Source organism: Aliivibrio kagoshimensis (assembly GCF_050337105.1).
Taxonomy (GTDB): Bacteria; Pseudomonadota; Gammaproteobacteria; order Enterobacterales; family Vibrionaceae; genus Aliivibrio_A; species Aliivibrio_A kagoshimensis.
The window spans coordinates 114,891-135,462 of the sequence record NZ_JAKJSQ010000004.1; the positions used below are offsets into that span (position 1 = coordinate 114,891).

General features: G+C 42.7%; 16 protein-coding genes. 7 read left to right on the forward strand and 9 right to left on the reverse strand.

The window, feature by feature from the left end; translation table 11 throughout:
• The first annotated feature begins 11 nt into the window (after positions 1–11).
• From L4C32_RS02330 to glpK, 4 genes are all read left to right on the forward strand, one after another.
• Complete coding sequence (locus L4C32_RS02330; protein WP_428195242.1) at positions 12–812, forward strand: carbohydrate ABC transporter permease; 801 nt, start codon at positions 12–14, stop codon at positions 810–812.
• 27 nt (positions 813–839) lie between these two features.
• Positions 840–1,112: a DUF2160 domain-containing protein gene (locus tag L4C32_RS02335; RefSeq protein WP_428195243.1), complete on the forward strand. Its 273-nt coding sequence runs from the start codon at positions 840–842 to the stop codon at positions 1,110–1,112.
• 45 nt (positions 1,113–1,157) lie between these two features.
• Positions 1,158–2,879 (forward strand): ABC transporter substrate-binding protein, encoded by a 1,722-nt coding sequence (locus L4C32_RS02340; RefSeq protein ID WP_428195244.1) that lies wholly within the window; start codon positions 1,158–1,160, stop codon positions 2,877–2,879.
• Positions 2,880–2,956: 77 nt separating this feature from the next.
• Complete coding sequence (gene glpK, locus L4C32_RS02345; RefSeq protein WP_428195293.1) at positions 2,957–4,459, forward strand: glycerol kinase GlpK; 1,503 nt, start codon at positions 2,957–2,959, stop codon at positions 4,457–4,459.
• Between the two features lie 24 nt (positions 4,460–4,483).
• Here glpK and L4C32_RS02350 read toward each other — a convergent pair whose 3' ends face one another.
• The 7 genes from L4C32_RS02350 to L4C32_RS02380 form a co-directional block, all read right to left on the reverse strand.
• Positions 4,484–6,133, reverse strand: a complete 1,650-nt coding sequence (locus tag L4C32_RS02350; protein ID WP_428195245.1) for a flagellar assembly protein A — start codon at positions 6,131–6,133, stop codon at positions 4,484–4,486.
• Positions 6,134–6,585: 452 nt separating this feature from the next.
• Positions 6,586–7,698 (reverse strand): ABC transporter ATP-binding protein, encoded by a 1,113-nt coding sequence (locus tag L4C32_RS02355; RefSeq protein WP_428195246.1) that lies wholly within the window; start codon positions 7,696–7,698, stop codon positions 6,586–6,588.
• Positions 7,699–7,702: 4 nt separating this feature from the next.
• Positions 7,703–8,560, reverse strand: a complete 858-nt coding sequence (locus L4C32_RS02360; protein WP_428195247.1) for a carbohydrate ABC transporter permease — start codon at positions 8,558–8,560, stop codon at positions 7,703–7,705.
• Positions 8,557–9,468, reverse strand: a complete 912-nt coding sequence (locus L4C32_RS02365; protein ID WP_428195248.1) for a carbohydrate ABC transporter permease — start codon at positions 9,466–9,468, stop codon at positions 8,557–8,559. Before L4C32_RS02365 ends, L4C32_RS02360 begins: the two co-directional genes overlap by 4 nt.
• An 81-nt stretch (positions 9,469–9,549) precedes the next feature.
• Positions 9,550–10,749, reverse strand: a complete 1,200-nt coding sequence (locus tag L4C32_RS02370; protein ID WP_428195294.1) for an ABC transporter substrate-binding protein — start codon at positions 10,747–10,749, stop codon at positions 9,550–9,552.
• A gap of 176 nt (positions 10,750–10,925) precedes the next feature.
• The gene (locus tag L4C32_RS02375) at positions 10,926–12,395 is read right to left on the reverse strand and encodes an ATP-binding protein (RefSeq protein WP_428195249.1); all 1,470 of its coding nucleotides are present in this window, start codon (positions 12,393–12,395) and stop codon (positions 10,926–10,928) included.
• Positions 12,388–13,101: a response regulator gene (locus L4C32_RS02380; protein ID WP_428195250.1), complete on the reverse strand. Its 714-nt coding sequence runs from the start codon at positions 13,099–13,101 to the stop codon at positions 12,388–12,390. The genes L4C32_RS02375 and L4C32_RS02380 overlap by 8 nt, the downstream gene beginning before the upstream one ends.
• Before the next feature lie 199 nt (positions 13,102–13,300).
• On the opposite strand from L4C32_RS02380, the gene L4C32_RS02385 reads away from it, so the two are divergent.
• Positions 13,301–13,507: a hypothetical protein gene (locus tag L4C32_RS02385; RefSeq protein WP_428195251.1), complete on the forward strand. Its 207-nt coding sequence runs from the start codon at positions 13,301–13,303 to the stop codon at positions 13,505–13,507.
• 84 nt (positions 13,508–13,591) lie between these two features.
• Positions 13,592–14,065, forward strand: a complete 474-nt coding sequence (locus L4C32_RS02390) for a LabA-like NYN domain-containing protein (RefSeq protein ID WP_428195252.1) — start codon at positions 13,592–13,594, stop codon at positions 14,063–14,065.
• A 4-nt stretch (positions 14,066–14,069) separates the two neighbouring features.
• Here L4C32_RS02390 and L4C32_RS02395 read toward each other — a convergent pair whose 3' ends face one another.
• Complete coding sequence (locus tag L4C32_RS02395) at positions 14,070–15,365, reverse strand: GGDEF domain-containing protein (protein ID WP_428195253.1); 1,296 nt, start codon at positions 15,363–15,365, stop codon at positions 14,070–14,072.
• Between the two features lie 234 nt (positions 15,366–15,599).
• Between L4C32_RS02395 and L4C32_RS02400 the strand changes: the two genes are divergently transcribed.
• Positions 15,600–16,337: a tetratricopeptide repeat protein gene (locus tag L4C32_RS02400; RefSeq protein ID WP_428195254.1), complete on the forward strand. Its 738-nt coding sequence runs from the start codon at positions 15,600–15,602 to the stop codon at positions 16,335–16,337.
• A gap of 64 nt (positions 16,338–16,401) precedes the next feature.
• On the opposite strand, the gene fdhF is transcribed toward L4C32_RS02400, so the two are convergent.
• A complete protein-coding gene (gene fdhF / locus L4C32_RS02405) occupies positions 16,402–20,553 on the reverse strand; it encodes a formate dehydrogenase subunit alpha (protein WP_428195255.1) in 4,152 nt (1,383 codons plus the stop codon).
• Positions 20,554–20,572: the final 19 nt, after the last annotated feature.

Genomic DNA, 20,572 nt, shown 5'->3' on the forward strand with positions numbered 1-20,572 from the left:
AGAGGCGAATTATGAACAAGCGTAAAACTATCGGCTTAAGTGTCTATGTTCTCTTTTTGATGTTACCTATCTATTGGTTACTGAACATGTCATTCAAGACCAATCAGGAGATATTGAGTGGCTTTAGCCTGTTTCCGCAGCAGTGGACATTTGATAACTATCTCACCATTTTCCAAGATCCGAGTTGGTACATGGGATATGTCAATTCAATGACCTACGTAATGATGAATATGATCATTACCCTAGCAGTCGCTCTACCGGCAGCGTACGCCTTTTCACGCTTTCGTTTTATCGGCGATAAGCATCTGTTTTTCTGGCTATTGACCAATAGAATGGCGCCACCTGCTGTATTTTTATTGCCATTTTTCCAACTCTACTCATCCGTTGGTCTGTTTGACACGCACATCGCGGTTGCATTAGCTCATTGTCTTTTTAATGTTCCGCTTGCGGTGTGGATTCTAGAGGGCTTTATGTCTGGTGTTCCACGTGAGATCGATGAGACTGCCTATATTGATGGTTACAGTTTCCCTAAGTTCTTTATCAAAATTTTTCTTCCATTAGTGCGTTCAGGAATCGGCGTTACTGCCTTCTTCTGTTTCATGTTCAGTTGGGTCGAACTGTTATTAGCAAGAACATTAACGTCAGTAGACGCCAAACCTATTTCGGCGGTAATGACTCGAACCGTCAGTGCATCAGGCATTGATTGGGGTGTCCTGGCTGCTGCCGGCGTACTGACTATTTTACCGGGTATTTTGGTTGTTTGGTTCGTTAGAAATCATGTCGCCAAAGGATTTGCTTTAGGCCGTGTTTAACCTTCAAAAATTTAAGAGGACTACATTATGAGTTGGATGGCTTGGACAACACCTTCAGCCCTATTTTTCAGCACAATCGCTTTAATGCTGGTCACGATGACGGTATTAGAAATTAGGTATCCCTGCGTTGAGCGTAAAGGATTCCTACCCATAAGCACGACAAGAGGAGATAGGCTTTTTATTGGACTATTAAGCGCCGCTTTTATTCATTTAGGCTTTGTTGGCTTTAGTGAGTTAAGCATCTGGGTTCCTTTCAGTTTATCCATAATCTGGTTAGGTTCACTGATGAAATGGGGTTAATCCTTAAAAATGAAACACAATAAATGTACTCAAAGGAGCAAGGAAATGCACAAAAACAACACATTTACGGTCCGGAGTTTGACCATCGCTTGTTTACTAGCAACAGCACCAGCCATAAGCTGGGCTGATCAATATTCTGATGCCGCACAGAAATGGATGTCATCTGAATTTAGCCCTTCTACATTAACCAATGAGCAACAAAAAAAGGAACTGCAGTGGTTTATTGATGCTGCTAAACCTTTTCGAGGTATGGAGATCAATGTTGCTTCAGAGACAATCACAACTCATGAATATGAATCGAAAGTCCTTGCTAAAGCATTTACTGAGATCACTGGTATCACGATCACTCACGATCTGATTCAGGAAGGGGACGTAGTTGAAAAACTACAAACTCAAATGCAATCAGGTCGAAATATCTATGATGCATACGTGAATGACTCAGATCTTATAGGTACTCATTTTCGTTATAAAAAAGTGGTTCCTATCAGTGACATGATGGCGGGTGATGGCAAGCAATTCACCCTTCCAACTCTTGATTTAAATGACTTCATCGGTTTAAGTTTCACAACAGGACCAAATGGTAAGTTGTGGCAACTTCCAGACCAGCAATTCGCAAACCTCTATTGGTTCCGTGCTGATTGGTTTGAACGTGAAGATTTGAAAGCCAAATTTAAACAAACCTACGGTTACGAGTTAGGGGTTCCTCTTAACTGGTCTGCTTATGAAGACATTGCTGAGTTCTTTTCAAATGGCGTTAAAACCATTGATGGAGAGCGTGTATATGGACATATGGACTATGGTAAAAAAGATCCTTCACTTGGATGGCGCTTTACCGATTCATGGTTCTCTATGGCCGGTGCCGGTGATAAAGGCATTCCGAACGGCTTCCCTGTTGATGAGTGGGGTATCCGAATGGAAGGTTGTAACCCTGTCGGTTCGAGTGTCACTCGTGGTGGTGCAACGAATGGCCCAGCGGCCGTGTATGCAACCACTAAATATGTTGATTGGTTAAAGCAGTATGCGCCACCTGAAGCTCAAGGCATGACCTTTGGTGAAGCTGGTCCGGTTCCAGCCCAAGGTTCAATTGCCCAGCAGATCTTTTGGTACACCGCTTTTACTGCTGATATGGTCAAACCAGGCCTACCTGTTGTGAATGAAGATGGTACACCAAAATGGCGTATGGCACCCTCTCCTCGTGGTCCATACTGGGAAGATGGCATGAAACTAGGTTATCAAGATGCAGGTGCATGGACCTTCTTAGACAGTACTCCAGTAGATCGTCGTAATGCAGCATGGTTATATGCACAATTTGTTGTGTCTAAAACCGTTAGCTTGAAAAAGACGCTCGTGGGGCTAACCCCTATTCGTGAATCCGATATTAATTCAGATGCTATGACACAAGCTGCGCCTAAACTGGGTGGTTTGGTTGAGTTTTATCGTAGTGATGCACGTAAGCAGTGGACACCTACCGGCTTGAATGTGCCTGATTATCCTAAACTTGCACAGCTATGGTGGCAGTATGTGTCAGAAGCAGCAAGTGGCGAGAAATCACCACAGAAAGCTCTGGATGGATTAGCTGCAGCTCAAGACAAAGTAATGAAACGTTTAGAGCGTAGTAAAGTTCAAGGTGAATGTGGTCCTAAGCTGAACCCTGAACGTGATGCTGCTTATTGGTTAGCACAACCTGGGTCACCAAAAGCGAAGCTTCAAAACGAGAAACCTCAAGGAAAAACGATTCCTTATAAAGAGTTAATTGCAACCAAGTAATTACTCTGATTAATGTGGTGTATAGGCTTGGGTCTATTCACCACTTTTTTTGACTCATTTCCCAAGGTATTAGTATGATTTCAGAAAAAAAATACATTGTCGCTCTAGATCAAGGCACGACAAGTTCACGCGCCGTTATCTTTGATCATGATGCGAATGTCGTCAGCTCTGCACAAAGAGAGTTATCTCAAATATTCCCAAAAGCAGGTTGGGTTGAACACGACCCACTAGAAATATATGCATCTCAGAGCTCTACATTAGTTGAAGCGATGACCAAGGCTGAAATCAATTCTGATGAAATAGCGGCGATTGGAATAACTAACCAGCGTGAAACGACGATTGTATGGAATCGTCACACGGGCAAACCTATTTATAACGCTATCGTTTGGCAGTGCCGCAGAACCGCTCAAATCTGCGATGATTATAAGAAACAGGGCCTAGAGCAGTACATTAAACAGAACACGGGATTGGTTCTCGACCCTTACTTCTCTGGCACTAAGATTAAGTGGATACTTGATAATGTTGAGGGTGCAAGAGACTCTGCCGAAGCGGGTGACTTACTCTTTGGTACGGTAGATACGTGGTTATCTTGGAAGATGACACAAGGTCGTGTACACGTTACTGATTACACCAACGCTTCTCGAACTATGTTGTTTAATATTAATACATTACAGTGGGATGAAAAGCTACTCAACGCCTTTGACATTCCGTTAAGCATGATGCCGGAAGTCAAAAAATCGTCTGAGACATTTGGCATGGCAAACTTGGGAGGCAAAGGGGGGACTAGGATCCCTATTGCAGGCCGAGCGGGTGACCAACAAGCTGCACTTTTTGGCCATTTGTGTGTCGATGCTGGTCAGGCCAAAAACACCTATGGAACCGGCTGTTTTCTTTTAATGAATACGGGAAAATCTAAAGTTAGCTCGACTAATGGCTTATTAACGACTTTAGCGTGCGGTCCAAAAGGTGAAGTAGGTTATGCGCTCGAAGGTGCTGTCTTTATGGCTGGAGCATCAATTCAATGGCTAAGGGATGAGATGAAAATGCTCTCTGACGCCAGTGACAGTGAGTATTTTGCTGAGAAAGTCGCCACGTCTAATGGCGTTTACGTCGTTCCAGCATTCACTGGACTCGGTGCTCCCTATTGGGACCCATACGCCAGAGGTGCAATCCTTGGACTGACTCGTGGAGTAAATGCGAATCACATTGTTAGAGCGACGTTAGAGAGTATTGCTTATCAAACCCGAGATGTTCTTGATGCAATGCAAACCGATTCGGACATTGAACTGCGTTCTTTAAAAGTGGATGGCGGGGCCGTCACCAATAATTTCTTGATGCAATTTCAAGCTGATTTATTAGACATTCATGTTGATAGACCAAAAACAAAAGAAGTTACCGCCATGGGAGCCGCTTTTCTCGCCGGTCTGGCGGTCGGTTTTTGGAACGATTTAGATGAAGTAAAAGACCGTGCTGAAATTGAGCAACGCTTTATTCCTGATGGTGATAAAGAGAAGCGAGAAAGACGCTATTCAGGCTGGTGTCGAGCAGTAGCATGCTCACACGGTTGGATTGAACATTAACCATAGATTTATGGCTAGAGTGCATTAGGTTGTTTTTATTGGGTCCAAAATGATTTCATATTCGTTGAAATTTATTCTTGTTGGCCCATATTCCCTTTTTGTCATAAAGACCTCTTCCGAAAACTGCATTGAAACACGCGGGAAGATCCTGTTCTTTACTGTGATGGTATTCTTTTTAAGCCGTTGGTTAAGATCTTCTTCTTTGAGTTTTAGCTGACGCATCGCTTTAGCTATCGATTCATTATTGCTCTTTTTCATCTCGGCGACGTTAGCGACTAATTCATCACTTCGTTCTTCTTTTGGCAATTTTGAAAGGTTTAACTCTGAACGAACCACCTCCATCGTCTCCTCTTGAGCCGACTTAAAAACCTCTTTGAATCGCCCTATCTGCTTTTTATGTTTTCGGTAATCAGTAAAAGCAAAAATACGAGTTTCTGTATCTGCTGTCGTTCCTAAATTAACCGTCGTCACACTATTTGCAGCATGTATTTCGCCCCCACAGATAAGACCATGTTCAGAGGTCGCATCCATCACAGTGACATTTTTTCCGCTCTTAATATAACTGTGGTTAGAGTGCAGCGTTAAGTTGATGTCTCTACCCGCTTGTACATCTGAGAACTGTGCGAATTTGGCCGTGATCTCTCCAGCCGCTTTTACGAAGCAGGAGTACTCTTCTCCTTCAGCTACTTGATGGCCAATAATCCCTCTCAACGCGATTACATCTCCATGCGCTTGTACATCCGCAGATTCAATGTAGCCTCCGACAGTAATCGTTCCTGTCGCTCTCACTTTCATGCCCGGAGTAATATCGCCATTAATGATCACACTCCCTTTAAACTTGACATGCCCAGTGGTGATATCAACAGCTTTTAAACATAAGGTGTCATCAACAAAAGCACCTCGGCTCTCTAACCAAGGCATACCCGCAACCGTCGCTACCAGTACATTAGGGTTCTCACTCGATACTTTGGTCCCCTTACCCGGTTTAAAATCGGTATCTTCGCCTGGGGTTGGTGAAAGAACATCACCGATCAAATTAAAACCATGAGAGCCAAATGTTGGCGGCTGTCGTTTCATAAGAGGATCATCGATTTCAACCGTGATGGTTTCACCCAAATCACGCATATCTACCGTGCCATCTTCCAACTCCTGTGGTTGCCTTACCTGTTCACGTACATCACTTACCATAGGTAAGAACGTCGCGTCTTCACCATTAATAGCAGGCTGCCCTTTAGCGATAACATGTGTATAGAGTTCGCCCGGTTTGAGTATACGACTTTGCAAAATCACTTTTTGTAGGGCTTTTTTACTGATCCCTTTCGCAATCTTCTTCTCAGAAATCACTTTGACCAATTTGGCCCCGGTTAGCGCGTCTCCACCGTAGGCACCAACCACCTGCATAGTTGCAACCATTTGGTCTTCGGAGAGTTCAAGAGAGAGTTCAGCATCTTTACGCTCAGCAATTATAATGCCGTCATCTTGACTGCCGTTTTTAAGGTCAAAAATGAATAAATTTATATTGCCTTCATTAATGAGATAATCTTGTACACCCATTTTTTCTAACTCAAGATCGAGTCCAACACGGTCGAGTTCAGACTCCATGGTAAAGTCTTCTGGGATCCGCGAGGTCACCAATTTTTTGTCATCAGAAAGTAGTAATAATGAGTGCCACATATAAAGGTTTTGTCCTTCTTCGTTACTGCTTTGGTTTATTGAATAATTATTTCATAGCCATAATTTAATACAATACTTAACGCTTAAGATTGGGAGCGAAGTGTTGACGTAGCTAACACTTTAGTGATTGTAACAGAAATGATTGTGCATAATATTCAGGATAAATCACGTCAAAATATCATCATTGCGTCAATTTACCGTCAATTATTCTTTTATCACTCGGCGACCCAATCGTTCCCCTTAGGCCAATATCATTGTCATTAATTCGATATTTTACAGACCCTTCCGGCTTGGTTTGAGTGGTGATAAAGATCGTAGTAATTATTTTGGTTGAGTTATTCGAGTTATGTATTTAAGTTGATATGATGCAGCCATCACATCAAGAGGCTCACTTCGAGGGCATGTATATAGAGTGAGAGCGTATAGTTGCTTTCTCTCACTCAACGCATTCTTTATAAGCGTTTGGTGGTTTCAGGGTCAAAGAATACGGCCTTGGTTACATCCAACTCCACACTCATTTTATCCCCTATTTTAACATTGCATTCAGGAGAGATTCGACACGCCAATTTTTTCCCTTCCATCTGAGTAATAGCAATGGTATCTGCCCCTGTTGGTTCTAAAACATCCACCTTCAAATCCAAAATCGAGGTTAAGTTAGCTGAGTGGTTGGACGACTTCATCTCAGTGATATTTTCAGGGCGGATCCCCATCACCACACGTTCGCCATCACGCTCACGTAACATCATGGGTAATCTGATCTGTTGAGGAAATTTTGATCCTGTATTTACGTAAGCTGCTGGTTGTTCCTTCTCATTAAGAGTCACCGTTATCTCGATAAAATTCATCGACGGTGATCCCATAAATCCGGCAACAAACATATCATTAGGCGTGTCGTAAATCTCTTTCGGTGTCCCAAGCTGTAGCAACTCACCATCCTTCATCACGGCGATTCTATCTGCTAATGTCATCGCTTCAATTTGATCATGGGTCACATAGACAATGGTGGTATTAAGTTTTTGATGCAACTGTTTGATCTGCGTACGCATTTCAACCCTTAGTTTGGCATCCAAATTAGATAACGGCTCATCAAACAGATAGATTTTAGGCTTTCTTGCTAATGCCCTACCCATCGCGACACGCTGCCTCTGCCCACCAGATAATTGCGCTGGTTTTCTATCTAAGAGCTCTTCTATCTGCAGTAGTGTCGCAACGCGATCAACCTCTTGCGCAATAATCGCTTTATCCATTTTACGTATTTTAAGTGCAAACTCTATGTTGCCTCTAACTGTCATGTTTGGATATAACGCATAGGATTGAAACACCATTGCAATATCACGATCTTTCGGCTCAACTTGTCCAACATCGATATCATCAATGAGTATTTCACCTGAGGTTATCTCTTCCAAACCAGCGATGGTATTCATCAAGGTGGACTTTCCGCAGCCTGAAGGGCCGACGAGTATCAGAAACTCCCCCGATTCAATACTGATATCAATCCCTTTCAACGTCTCTTGGCCTGCATTTCTGTACGTCTTTCTTATCTGTTTCATTTGCAACGTTGCCATGATTCTATCCTTTTACTGAACCTGCTGTTAAACCACGAACAAAGTACTTACCTGCAAGTACGTACACCACCAAAGTCGGTAATGCGGCAATAATTGCGGCTGCCATATCTACGTTATACTCTTTGATCCCTGTACTGGTATTCACTAAATTGTTTAATGCAACGGTAATGGGTTGCGTTTCTGAGCCGGAGTACACCACACCGAACAAAAAATCGTTCCATATCGCGGTAAATTGCCAGATGACTGTGACCATGACAATTGGGGTTGATATTGGTAACAAGATTTTAAAGAAGATGGTAAAAAAACCTGCACCATCGAGTTTAGCGGCTTTTACCAGCTCATCGGGTACCGATATATAGAAGTTTCTAAAAAACAGAGTGGTAAAAGCTAAGCCATAAATCACATGTACCATCACCAGTCCCATTGTGGTATTGGCCAATCCTAACTTCCCTAATGTTGCCGCCATAGGGAGGAGGATGACTTGGAATGGAATAAAGCAACCAAAAAGTAGAAGACTAAACAGTAAGTCTGAGCCTCTAAACTTCCATTTACTGATCACATATCCATTGAAAGCGCCTAAGATGGTTGAAATAGCAACCGCGGGAATAACCATTTGAAATGAATTCCAAAAGTACCCTTTTATACCTTCACACTTTACCCCTGTGCAGGCTGTTGACCACGCTTTGTCCCAAGCACCGAATACCCACTCCTGTGGCAATGAGATTAAGTTACCCGATTTAATGTCCGGTAGGGTTTTTAATGACGTTATCACCATCACAAACAGTGGCATTAAATAGATAACACAAAATACCAAGAGCACGCTGTATATAAATACGCGTCCTAACGTTTTTGATGTGATCATGAGCGCTTCTCCCTAAGCTCTGAGTAGAGATATGGCACTAAAATAGCCAATATTCCGCCAAGCATCATCATGGCACTGGCCGCACCTAATGCCACTTGACCTCGTGTAAATGAGTGCGCATACATAAACAGTGCGGGCAAATCCGAAGAGTATCCCGGCCCACCTGATGTCAAAGCAGTCACTAAATCAAAACTCTTGATCGCTATGTGCGAAGTGATGATCACTGCACTGAAAAAAACGGGTCTCAAACAGGGAAGAATGATTTTGAGATAGATTGTCGTTAAGGGGGCTCCATCCATTTGTGCTGCTTTAATAATCGAATCATCTATGCCGCGTAAACCTGCCAGAAACATGGCCATAACAAATCCAGAGGATTGCCACACTGCCGCGATGACAAGGGTATAAACCGACATTTCCGAATCCACTAACCAATCAAACGTAAAATCCCCAAATCCCCAGTCTCTTACCAACTTCTGAACCCCTAACCCAGGGTTTAATATCCATTTCCATGCCGTTCCCGTCACAATAAATGATAACGCCATTGGGTAGAGATAAATGGTTCGAATAACCCCCTCTTGTCGAATGTTCTGATCAAGGAAAATGGCCAACAATACCCCTAATGCTAGGGAGATGATGATGAACAGTACTCCAAATAACGCTAAGTTGAGTGACGAGGTTAACCAACGATCATTCTCTAACAACTTTTCGTATTGGAGGGTACCTTTAAAATTGAAGGCTGGCAGGAAACGAGCGTTGGTAAAAGAGAGTGCTGCCGTCCATAAAATATAACCGTAAATACAGACAACGGTGACTATCATCGTAGGTGCCATGACTAACTGTGGTAACCATTTCTGTAACCTGTCGGACAGACGAAAGCCCGCCTTAGGTTTGCTAAAGGCCCTATCCATTTCTATTTGCTCCATTGTTGAAATTTTGATGGTTAGGCTATCTCAGCCTAACCATCACACTGCTATTCACACAACGAGTGCTTACATTGCAGATTTAACCGCTCGAGCTAACTTATCTGCTGCTTTGGTTGGGTCTGCGGATTTATCATTAAAGAAGTTGGTAACAACATCATAGATAGCCCCTTGCGCATAACTGGTGGTTGACAGTCCATGCGCCATACTTGGCACTAAATCACCACTTTTTGCACTGGATTTAAAGGTGGCCATTGAGTCAAGAGCACACTGATCAAATTTAGACATATCCATATCTAAACGTACAGGTATTGACCCTTTATTAAGATTAAAGACTTCTTGGAAATCTTTAGTTAGAATAGTTTTCGCCAGATCTTTCTGCGCTTGCTCATTACTTTTATCTCCAAGGTCAAAGAAGGCAAAACTATCGATGTTAAACGTAAACTGGCCATCCGTACCCGGTGATGGTGCACAGATGTAATCTTTAGCCGGCACTTTACCCGCCGCGCTAAATTCACCTTTTGCCCAATCTCCCATGATCTGCATAGCCGCTTCGCCATTTATCACCATTGAGGTAGCGACATTCCAATCTCGGCCAGGAGAGTTACTGTCGATATAGTCATGCACTTTTTTAAACTTGGTAAATACTTCTACCATTTTTGGACCGGAAAGCACTGTCATATCAAGGTCAACGAAGGCTTTGTTATAATCCTCTGAACCGAGAACATCTAACGCCACCGCTTCAAAGACAGTTGCGTCCTGCCAAGGTTGTCCACCGTGTGCCAATGCGATATAACCCGCTTTTTTAATTTTTTCTGCTTGGACAAAGAAATCATCCATCGACGTCGGAACCGTCGCGCCTGATTTCTCTAAAACTTCTGGATTGGCCCATAACCAGTTAACTCTATGTACATTCACTGGCACGGCTACGTAATCGCCTTTGTGCTTCATTACTTTGGTGACAACGGCGGGTAAAATTGAGTCCCATTGCTCTTTTGTAGCCACATCATCCAGTGACGTCAAGAAACCTAAATCTCCCCACTCCTGAATATCGTGACCTTTTATTTGTGCTGCTGAAGGTGGGTTACCCGAAACTGCGCGAGTTTTCAGCACCGTCATGGCACTTTCACCGCCACCACCCGCAACGGCGAAATCTTTCCAGCTATGCCCTTGTTGTTCCATCATTTCTTTAAGAACAGCCACTGATTTTGCTTCACCACCGGCAGTCCACCAATGTAGGACTTCAACTTCGCCCGATACTGCTGTCATAGGTAAAATGAGTGAGCTGGCTAACGTAACTATTTTGAGAGTATGTTTACTATTCATCATTATTCTCTTCCATCCGTAGGGTTTGTATCAACACATAACACTGATACCTTCAGTGTAAGGAATAAATCGAATTGTGCTGTAACAGAGTGATGTAAAATTGTAACAGTTGCGTTACATTATGACTCATTCACTACCCTTGGAATGGATATCGATGCTCGTAACCCTCCAGTGCGCACGTTAGAGATGTTAAGTTCACCACCATGGCCGCGAATGATGTTCTTCGAAATGCCCAAACCTAGCCCGTGTCCCTCTTTAGTGTGATCCATCCGATAATATGGTTCAAATACGTTAGTTAAGTCACTTTCTGGTATGCCCGGACCACAATCATCAATGGTGATTAAAAGATAATCCCCGTTCTCTTTCACATCAACAAACACTGAACTTCCGTACTTAACGCCATTATCGATTAAGTTTGATAAACAGCGTTTCAGTGCAAGTGGCTTACACTGCAATGGTTTGATGGATTTCGCTCTGATCGACACTCTCTCGTGCTTATTATTGTAGGTTTCCGCGATGAAATTCAGCAGTGTCTTAATGTCGACTTCCATAATATTTTCATGAATATCAGTATCTTTTACACACTGTAATGCCCCTTTGACCATCATCTCAAGGTCATCAAGATCTTGGGTAAATTTAGCCTCTTTCATAGGGTCATCAATCAATTCAACACGAAGGCGTAAACGTGTTATGGGGGTTTTTAAATCGTGGGAAATGGCACTGAATAGGTGTTCTCTATCTTGAATATAGCGGCGTAAGCGTAACTGCATTCGATTAAATGCTCTGGTCGCAGTGATCAGTTCCGTTGCACCCGCTTCCTGTAATGGCGCTTGGTCGATATCCATACTGAGGTGGTTTGCAGCATGTGCTAGTCGTTTTAACGGTTTCGTTTGTAATCGCACCATAATAAAAATAAACAGCAACAATAGAGCAGTAATAAATCCAAAAAACCACACTTGTTGTGTCGTTAATATATCATCAGATAACATCATATATGGGGCAGGCAACACAGCTGCAATATAAATCCATTCATTGGTATCTAATTCAAACTGTACCACTAAAATGGGTGGATAAAACGGTTCTAAAGATAGGGTATGGTGTGCCCATGATCTCGGTAGATCACTGAGTAAAATATCGTTTTTTAATATGTGTAATTCCTCAGGTCTAGAAAACTCCACTTTTATCACTTTTTGACGGGGCAGTTTTTCCGCTAACACCTCTTTAAAAGTTTTGATCGCTGCCTCTTTCAATTGAGTCGATTTAAACGGCTCAATAACGATCTCCTCTTTGTTAAAAGAGACAAAATAACGTGTACCTCCCGCATTACGAAGCTGATCAAGTACAATATGACGATACTCAATTGGAAGAGACTGAAAAAAGGTCACGGTAGAGGTAAAACTTAGAGCCATGCTTGTCGACGCGGACTCTAAGCCTTCAAGTTCCCTCACTTTAGAGTGACTGTACCAAATAGCGGTGGCAATGAATTGAGCGAGAAAAACGGAAAGCAGTGTCAACCACAGCATTCTTGAAACTAACGAACTTGGACGCACACTGGTTAACGCTGCATTAATATCAAGATTTTTAAACATGTTTAACGGTGGCTAAGAATTGATACCCCGCCCCTCTTACCGTTTTGATCAGTTTGGAATTTTTCCCGTTATCATTTAACTGTTGCCGTAAGCGACTTACCTGAACGTCAATCCCACGCTCTAAAGGTAGCGCATCACGCCCTTTGGTGGTGTTTGAGATTTTGTCACGATCGAGAATCTGATTAGGGTGAGTAAGAAACAGCATCAACAGTGAAAAATCACTGCCTGTGAGCTCTACCTCTTTACCACTTATTTGATGATGTAAACGGTGTGAAACGGTATTTAATGACCAACAATCAAATTCCAGCACGGTTGAGGCCGATTCAGAGTCTGACTGGTTTGCTCGTCTAAGAACGGCTTTAATTCTCGCTAACAGTTGTCTTGGGCTGAAGGGCTTAGCAACATAATCATCAGCTCCAATCTCTAAGCCAATAATTTGATCCGTTTCATCAGAAACAGCGGTTAACATAATTATAGGAACATTAGAGGTTTTTCTAATTTTCTGACACAGTACAAATCCATCATCACCGGGCATCATGATATCCATTAAGATGAGATCCGGCATGAAACGGCCTAAGTGCTCTGTTAACTCAACACCTTCAGCAGCAAGTGTTACATCAAAGCCCTGTTTAGTAAGGTACTCATCTAATAACTCTCGGATCTCTTGGTCATCATCAACAACAATAATCTTCTTATTATCAAACACAGATTCACTCTTCCTATTGCTTGGCAAATGGTGCTGTTTTATTACGGCTATTGTAGTTATAAAGTTTACTAATGTATTTGTTAATGGCTCAAACAGTGAAGCACTTAACTAATCTACAATTAACTAGATAGGTAAGAGGTTGCAAATAGAGCTGTATGAATATACAGTTATCTCATCTTCTTGTTCATTGGATAAGCATATGCACACCTATCAAGAAAAATGTTCTCGACCACTCTCAGTGTCATTTAGCCCTGAATCAAAATGGCAACAGTGCAGCGTTTGCCAGCAGATGGCGCTGTGTGAGCAGACTATCGGAGCAACCAATGTATGGATAAAAGCGAAATTGGGTGTTGCCAAGCAAGTTTGGCGCTGCGAACAATGTACACCGTCAAGAGAGTGGGACTAAGAGGATAAAAATAAATACGTTTTTTGCTGTAAAAGATCAGACAGTTGATTACTATAACTCTACTAAAATTGCATTGAGAGCACTATGAAGAAAATTGCCGTTTTTGTAGATGTACAGAACATCTATTACACCACCCGACAAGCTTTTGGGCGACAATTTAACTATCGAAAATTTTGGGATCGTTTAGGTTATGAGGGAGAGATTGTATCGGCCACTGCCTATGCAATTGCTCGTGCTGATGATGGGCAAATTAAATTTCAAGATGCATTAAGACACATAGGCTTTGACGTCAAACTAAAACCTTTTATCCAACGTAGTGACGGTTCAGCGAAAGGGGACTGGGATGTAGGCATCACTGTAGACATCATGGAGCTAGCTCCAACAGTTGATAGCGTTGTCCTGCTCTCGGGAGATGGTGACTTCGACATTCTATTAGAGCGTATTAATCAAACATACAGTGTCAATACTGAGGTCTACGGGGTAGAAACACTCACCGCTAAATCCCTTATAGATGCTGCATCCGTGTTCCACCCTATAGAGCAAGATATCTTACTCTAAACCACTACTGATTTGACACTCTCCTCTCTACCTCAACCCGGTTACGTCCATTTTTCTTTGCTCTGTAGAGTGCGTTATCTGCCTTGATAATGCACTCTTCCATTGGACTTCCCTCGTATTTCATTAAGCCAAACGACGCGGTGACGTCTATCTGTTTTGGCCAAGTATGCTTTTCAACATTTTTTCTCAGCTGATTGGTGCATTGATGTGCCTGACTAAAAGAGATACCTTCAAAAATAATAAGAAACTCCTCCCCTCCCCATCGCATTACCAACGTCGATTCAGGTAATGATTGCGTCATCACCTTGCTAAATTCGACTAAGGTTTCATCACCTATTGCGTGACCATATTGATCATTTATGTTCTTAAAATGGTCGATGTCCGCCATGGCAATCGTAATTCTCGTTCCCTGTAGCTGTTGTTCTGAAAAATATTGGTATAACTCTTCAATTCCATTGCGGTTACGCAGCCCGGTTAAAGGATCTATGGCAACTTTCTCTTCCAACTTCACAATCTCTTTTTTCAATAGCTGTTTTTTATGCTCAACTTCCTTCAAATCGTTGTGCATCATATAGATTGTCGTGCTAATGTAAATGAGTCCAAACGCCACCCATACTGAGAGGATAAACCACAGAATCTCATCTTCTGGTATCCATTTCCCATGAAAAGTGATGCTGTTAATTTTGATGATGTAGTTTCCCGCACTCACTATGTTGGCATCGAATCCAGAGATGCCAACTTCTATAGAAACCGTATTACTGAAGTCCACCCCTGTCTCTTCCAATCGGTTAGTAAATTGGTTGATCCACCAGCTTGGAACGTTAAAATAGTCAAGGGGGGTACGTTTGCCAGGAACCATATAATCAGGGTCAAACTCCATCTGATTAAACTTGTCTGAGAGAGGGTCGTCAGTACTGTACGTTTTGTTGTGATTACGAGCAAACAGTCGAATTAACTGCCCTTTAGGTCCTTGATAATCAATATCAAACTCTATCGATTTAAATTTAGAGAGGTCGTAACCAATAGACTTATCTTTGCTGCTAATTTTAAAAGCAACTTCACAATAGGGTGAGGTATGAACCGATTTAATGTCGCACTCCAGAACAAGGGAGTCCCCCTCTTTTTTGAGTGTCCCTCTCGACGTTCCGCCATAATCTTGATCGGTATTGACCACCATTTTATTGGGAGATGAACCATTGAGAACATAGGTTTTATTAAAGAGATAGTGATAACTCACTAAAGAGATAACGGTTGCGGCAATAAGAAGCACAAAGAAGTATGCGGTAAATTTTTGATTCATTGTGCCCCAGTTTACTAAATAATGATCGATTGTGACGAAAAACTGCCTGTAGATAGCCTAGTATAAACGTGGATTTTTTTTTATTAACAATTTCGTGTCAATTATCAATGTAAACGCGAGATGCTTTCAAAAAAGTACATTTAACACCCTGCTTACAATCCATGCCATTATTTCTCTATAATGTCCTCTTATTCATTACGATGTGAGCCTTTTCCTTTTTTAGAAGTGTTTATTATGAAAAAACAGATCTCATTATTCCTAGCATTAACAGCCTTGTCATTTAATCTACTTGCTGATGCCCACAGCGACTTTGTTGCTGGAGAAATACTTTACGACCAAAACAGGCCATCTGAAGCGTTAACTACTTTTATTGAAGCGGCTAAAGCAGGATCCGTAGACGCTCAAAATAGAGTGGGAACCATGTATGCAAAAGGTATTGGAACTGACACCAACTATGACCACGCCCTAATATGGTTCCGTACGGCTGCAAAAAATGACCATCCTGAAGCTATCTATAACGTTGGAAAAATGTACCAATTAGGGCTTGGTATGGAAAAAAATCCAACAATCGCCATACAGTGGTATACCCATGCTTTAGCACTCGACTCTGCAGAAGCGGCCAATAATCTTGCTGATATGTATTTAAAAGGCAGTGCTGTGGAACAAAATACTGAAAAAGCAAAAGCCTTGTTTGTTCAAGCCGCTGAACTGGGCAGTGCAGTCGCTCAACGGAACCTTGGCTTCCTCTATTTCAATGGTAAGGGTATTAAACAAGACATGAATGAATCCTATTTTTGGTTTGATATTGCCGCCAGTAACCACTATCCCGATGCAGCACACTATCGCGATTTTATTGCCTCAAAATTGACCCCAAAAAACCTAGCAAAGCAACAACAACGAGCTTCAGATTGGCTAACACAACGTGAAGATAAACCAAAGAGCAACGTACCTAACAACATCACTGCGAGTTAATCACGGTCTCTACATAATAAAAAAGCTGCCATTATTGGCAGCTTTTTTTATTTGCTTTTAACCGTTATACGTCGACGGTTTCAAGTTTCTCAATACGTGCAGCCGATACCTTAAATTCAGGTATTTTGGCATATGGGTCAAGATTACTGCTTGATGTCAATGCATTCGCCGGAGCTTCAGCAAAGTGGAACGGGACAAATATTACCCCCGTTTGCATCCGCTTAGTCACAAATGCAGGGGTCTCAATAACACCTCTACGTGAAGTAATTCTGATCATCTCACTGTTAGCAATATTTAAACGTTCAGCATCTTCGACTGAAATCATAACTCTTGGACCTGCAAGGTTGTTGAGCCCTTTGGTTTTACGAGTCATGGTTCCTGTATGATACTGCTCCAACAAACGTCCAGTAGTCAATACCATCGGGTACTCTTCATCAGGTCTTTCAGCGGCATATTTAAACTCAATCGCCGTAAATTGCCCTTTACCACGTAGAATGTTCTCTGCATGCATAATTCGCGTACCATCACCGTCAACTTCACGACATGGCCACTGAATCCCCTCTTCACCAATGCGATCCCAAGTAATGCCAGTGTATTGCGGTGTCACATCTGCAATCTCTTGGGTAATCTCTGCGACTGATTGGTAGTTCCACTTCCCACCCATAGCATTCGCAATGTCTTGAATAATCTTCCAGTCTTCGCGTGCTTCGCCAGGAGCTTGCAGTGCAGGATTTAACCGTTGGACACGACGTTCCGTGTTCGTGAAGTGCCCGGCTTTCTCTGCAAAAGAAAACGAAGGAAGAACCACATCAGCATAGTGTGCAGTCTCAGTCATAAAGATATCTTGTACCACTAAGAAATCGATTTTTTCTAATGCTTCGATAACATGAGCTTGGTTAGGATCACTCAGTACTGGATTCTCCCCCATCACGTACAAACCATTGACGCAGCCTTGATACGCGCCTTCTATGATTTCGGTTAACGTTAACCCTTCTTCTTTTGGTAGTGTGTCTGAATCCCATGCTTTAGCGAACTTTTCCTGTATTTCTGGTTTATTCAGTTTCTGATAACCAGGATAATTATTAGGTAACGCCCCCATATCGCAGGCGCCTTGAACATTTGATTGTCCTCTAAGTGGGTTAATCCCTCCGCCTTCAATACCAATATTTCCACACAGCAACTGTAAGTTAGCCACCGAGCGTACATTGTCATGCCCTGTGGTGTGTTGCGTGATTCCCATAGAGTAGTAGATAGCCGTTTTATCTGCCGTCCCAATTAAGCGAGCCATTTCAATAATGTTTTTCGCTTGCACTCCGGTAATCAGTTCGACATTGTCTGCTGAGTACTTGTCATCCAATACTTCAGATTCTAGCTCAAAGTAGCCTTCACACTTGTCTGCTATAAATGCATCATCTTGCCAACCATTTTTAATGATTTGATGCATGATGCCATTCAGCAACATCACATCGGTTCCTGGTCGTTGCGCCACATAGAGTAAGGCATCATCGGCAATCTTGATTTTTTTCGGATCCGCTACAATCAGTCTAGCGCCATTGTGACGAATAGCTTGCTTAATATGCGAACCAATAATTGGGTGGGCAGAAGTCGTGTCTGAACCAATGATGAAAATAACATCCGAGTGTTTAATGCTCGGAATATCATTGGTCATAGCTCCGCTGCCTAATGACGCTTCAAGGCCCGTTACCGTTGTGGAGTGACAGAGTCTTGCACAGTGGTCTAGGTTATTGGTTTCAAACTCTCTTCTCACCAATTTCTGGAACACGTAGTTATCTTCATTTGTGGTTTTTGCTGAGGAGAACCCAGCTAGAGCGTTACCGCCTTTGCTTGCTTTAATAGTACTGAACTTATCAGCAACCAGTTTAATCGCTTCTTCCCAGCTTGCTGGCTGTAACACGCCATCTTTGCGAATCAGTGGCACATCCAGACGTTGCTTGCTCTGAATAAAGTCAAAGCCAAAACGCCCTTTCACACACAACATGCCTTCGTTGACTGGTGAGTTATTACTGCCTTGTACATAACGAATCTTATTTTTTGCGTCATCGACAAACATGGTCAACTTACAACCCACACCACAGTAGGTGCAGATGGTATCAACTTGACGTAACATCTCGACGCGACCTTGCGATTTGTCTCTTGCATCCACTAGAGCACCAACCGGACAAGCTTGTACACATGCCCCGCACTGTACGCAGTTCGAATCACCCATATTAAATGTTCGATCAAAGCCTGGACGGCACTGTGGGCGTCCTGCACTGCTTCCATCTTCATTGGTTTCAAATTGAATTACGCTGTGAACGTTGGTCTCATTACACACATCAACACACTGCCCACAACTGATGCAGCGGTTTCTATCAAATACGATAAATTCTGATGAGTCATCGACAGCAAACTTTTTACGATCTTCAGCAAATAGATCCTCACTTTCTACCTTATATTCGGTACCAAGGTCGCGAAGGTCACAGTTTGTGTTCACCTGACAGGCACACTCTAAACAGCGCGCAGCCTCATCAATGGCATCTTGGTTATCATACCCAGTTTCAACTTCTTCAAAACTCTGCTCTCGCTGAGCGGTCGTAAGTTCAGGCATCACTTTACGCATCACTTTCACGATGTTCTGATACTGTGTCGCCTCCACTTGTGAGATTTTCTTCTCTTTCTGCGAGTTAAACGCTTTAACCGGTATATTTTCCATATCGCCGTTAAAGAATCGGTCTATCGCTTCAGCGGCAATACGTCCATCAGCAACAGCTTCAACTGCCGTCGCCGGTCCGCGTCTAAAGTCACCAATACAGAAGATATTATTGATACCAGAGTGCATGGTGTCATCATTAGCGTCCGCCGTTAACCAACGGGTTAGTGGCAGATCAAGCTCTTCACTTTCTAAGAAACTCACATCGGGTTTTTGCGATACCGCTGGGATGACCGTATCAAATGCTTCAGTGAAATATTCGCCCGTTGGTTCAGGACGACGTCGACCCGATGAATCAGCGTCACCCAACGCCATTTTTTCTAGCTTAATGGCTGACACTCGACCACTGCTGTCTGCAATGTTCTCTACTGGATTGGTTAAGAAGTGAAATTTCACCCCTTCATGTTCAGCCTCTACAATTTCATAATCTTCCGCTGGCATTTCAGCGCGGGTTCTACGATAGATAATGGTGGTATCAGCACCTGTTCTTGCTGCCGTTCTGGCGCAATCTATCGCGGTATTACCACCACCGATCACAGCCACTTTTTTACCCGTGGTATAACTCTGTACCGTTGTGAAATCTTTTAAGTAATCGACACCAAGATAGCAACCCTCTAAGTCACTGCCTTCGTATTTCATGTCGACCGCTTGAGAGGCACCAATCGCCATACAGACAGCATCAAACTCTTGGGTCAATTGACTGAGGCTAAAATCTTCACCCAGTTTTTTGTTCAATTCGATACTCATGCCATTTTTACACATGATCTCTATCTCTTTATCCAAGATAGATTTTGGTAAACGATATTCAGGAATGCCATATCGTAACCAACCACCGGCAGCGGGCATCGATTCAAGTACAGTCACTTCATACCCTTCATTGGTTAGGTAGTAACCACAAGTCAGTCCGCCAGGTCCACTACCGACTACGGCAATTTTTTTACCTTTCGCCGCTTTCTGTGGTGGGATATAACTCTCTTGTGAGTGCAAATCAATGTCAGAGGCATGGCGTTTTAATTGACGAATGGCAATAGGCTCATCGACCAGTCCTCGCCGACACTCTGTTTCACAAAATGCTGGGCATACACGCCCAATAGAGAGTGGCATAGGTAAAGTTCGCTTAATGACTTCAACCGCTTTGGTGTGTTCGTTTTGTGCAATGTAATGGAGGTAGGATTGTACATCCACCCCAGCAGGACAAGCGGTTTGACAAGGTGCTAAGCAATCTGCGTAGTGGTCGGAAAGAATGTTACTTAATGCGGTTTGTCTATGGATGGTGAGGGCTGGAGATTGTGTAGTAATAGTCATGCCGGATTCAACCGTTATTTCACAGGACCGTTTAATCTCGCCATCTATCTCAACGACACACACATCACAAGGGACTTTTTCACCACGAGTATTGAGACCGCAAAGAGAAGGAATATCAATGTTATTATCTTTCGCTACTTGCAGAATGGATTTGGATTCAGAAAAGTGTAGGTTAATACTATCTATTATTATTGATTTCATGCTTACTCACTATTGCTTT

Bases quoted from the DNA above. Each gene is read 5' to 3' on its own strand.
- L4C32_RS02395 (WP_428195253.1), bottom strand. From the start codon at position 15,365: ATGAATCAAAAATTTACCGCATACTTCTTTGTGCTTCTTATTGCCGCA.
- fdhF (WP_428195255.1), bottom strand. From the start codon at position 20,553: ATGAAATCAATAATAATAGATAGTATTAACCTACACTTTTCTGAATCC.
- L4C32_RS02390 (WP_428195252.1), top strand. From the start codon at position 13,592: ATGAAGAAAATTGCCGTTTTTGTAGATGTACAGAACATCTATTACACC.
- L4C32_RS02370 (WP_428195294.1), bottom strand. From the start codon at position 10,749: ATGACAGCAGTATCGGGCGAAGTTGAAGTCCTACATTGGTGGACTGCC.
- L4C32_RS02365 (WP_428195248.1), bottom strand. From the start codon at position 9,468: ATGGATAGGGCCTTTAGCAAACCTAAGGCGGGCTTTCGTCTGTCCGAC.
- L4C32_RS02340 (WP_428195244.1), top strand. From the start codon at position 1,158: ATGCACAAAAACAACACATTTACGGTCCGGAGTTTGACCATCGCTTGT.
- L4C32_RS02355 (WP_428195246.1), bottom strand. From the start codon at position 7,698: ATGGCAACGTTGCAAATGAAACAGATAAGAAAGACGTACAGAAATGCA.
- L4C32_RS02385 (WP_428195251.1), top strand. From the start codon at position 13,301: ATGCACACCTATCAAGAAAAATGTTCTCGACCACTCTCAGTGTCATTT.
- L4C32_RS02350 (WP_428195245.1), bottom strand. From the start codon at position 6,133: ATGTGGCACTCATTATTACTACTTTCTGATGACAAAAAATTGGTGACC.
- L4C32_RS02360 (WP_428195247.1), bottom strand. From the start codon at position 8,560: ATGATCACATCAAAAACGTTAGGACGCGTATTTATATACAGCGTGCTC.
- L4C32_RS02400 (WP_428195254.1), top strand. From the start codon at position 15,600: ATGAAAAAACAGATCTCATTATTCCTAGCATTAACAGCCTTGTCATTT.
- L4C32_RS02335 (WP_428195243.1), top strand. From the start codon at position 840: ATGAGTTGGATGGCTTGGACAACACCTTCAGCCCTATTTTTCAGCACA.
- L4C32_RS02375 (WP_428195249.1), bottom strand. From the start codon at position 12,395: ATGTTTAAAAATCTTGATATTAATGCAGCGTTAACCAGTGTGCGTCCA.
- L4C32_RS02330 (WP_428195242.1), top strand. From the start codon at position 12: ATGAACAAGCGTAAAACTATCGGCTTAAGTGTCTATGTTCTCTTTTTG.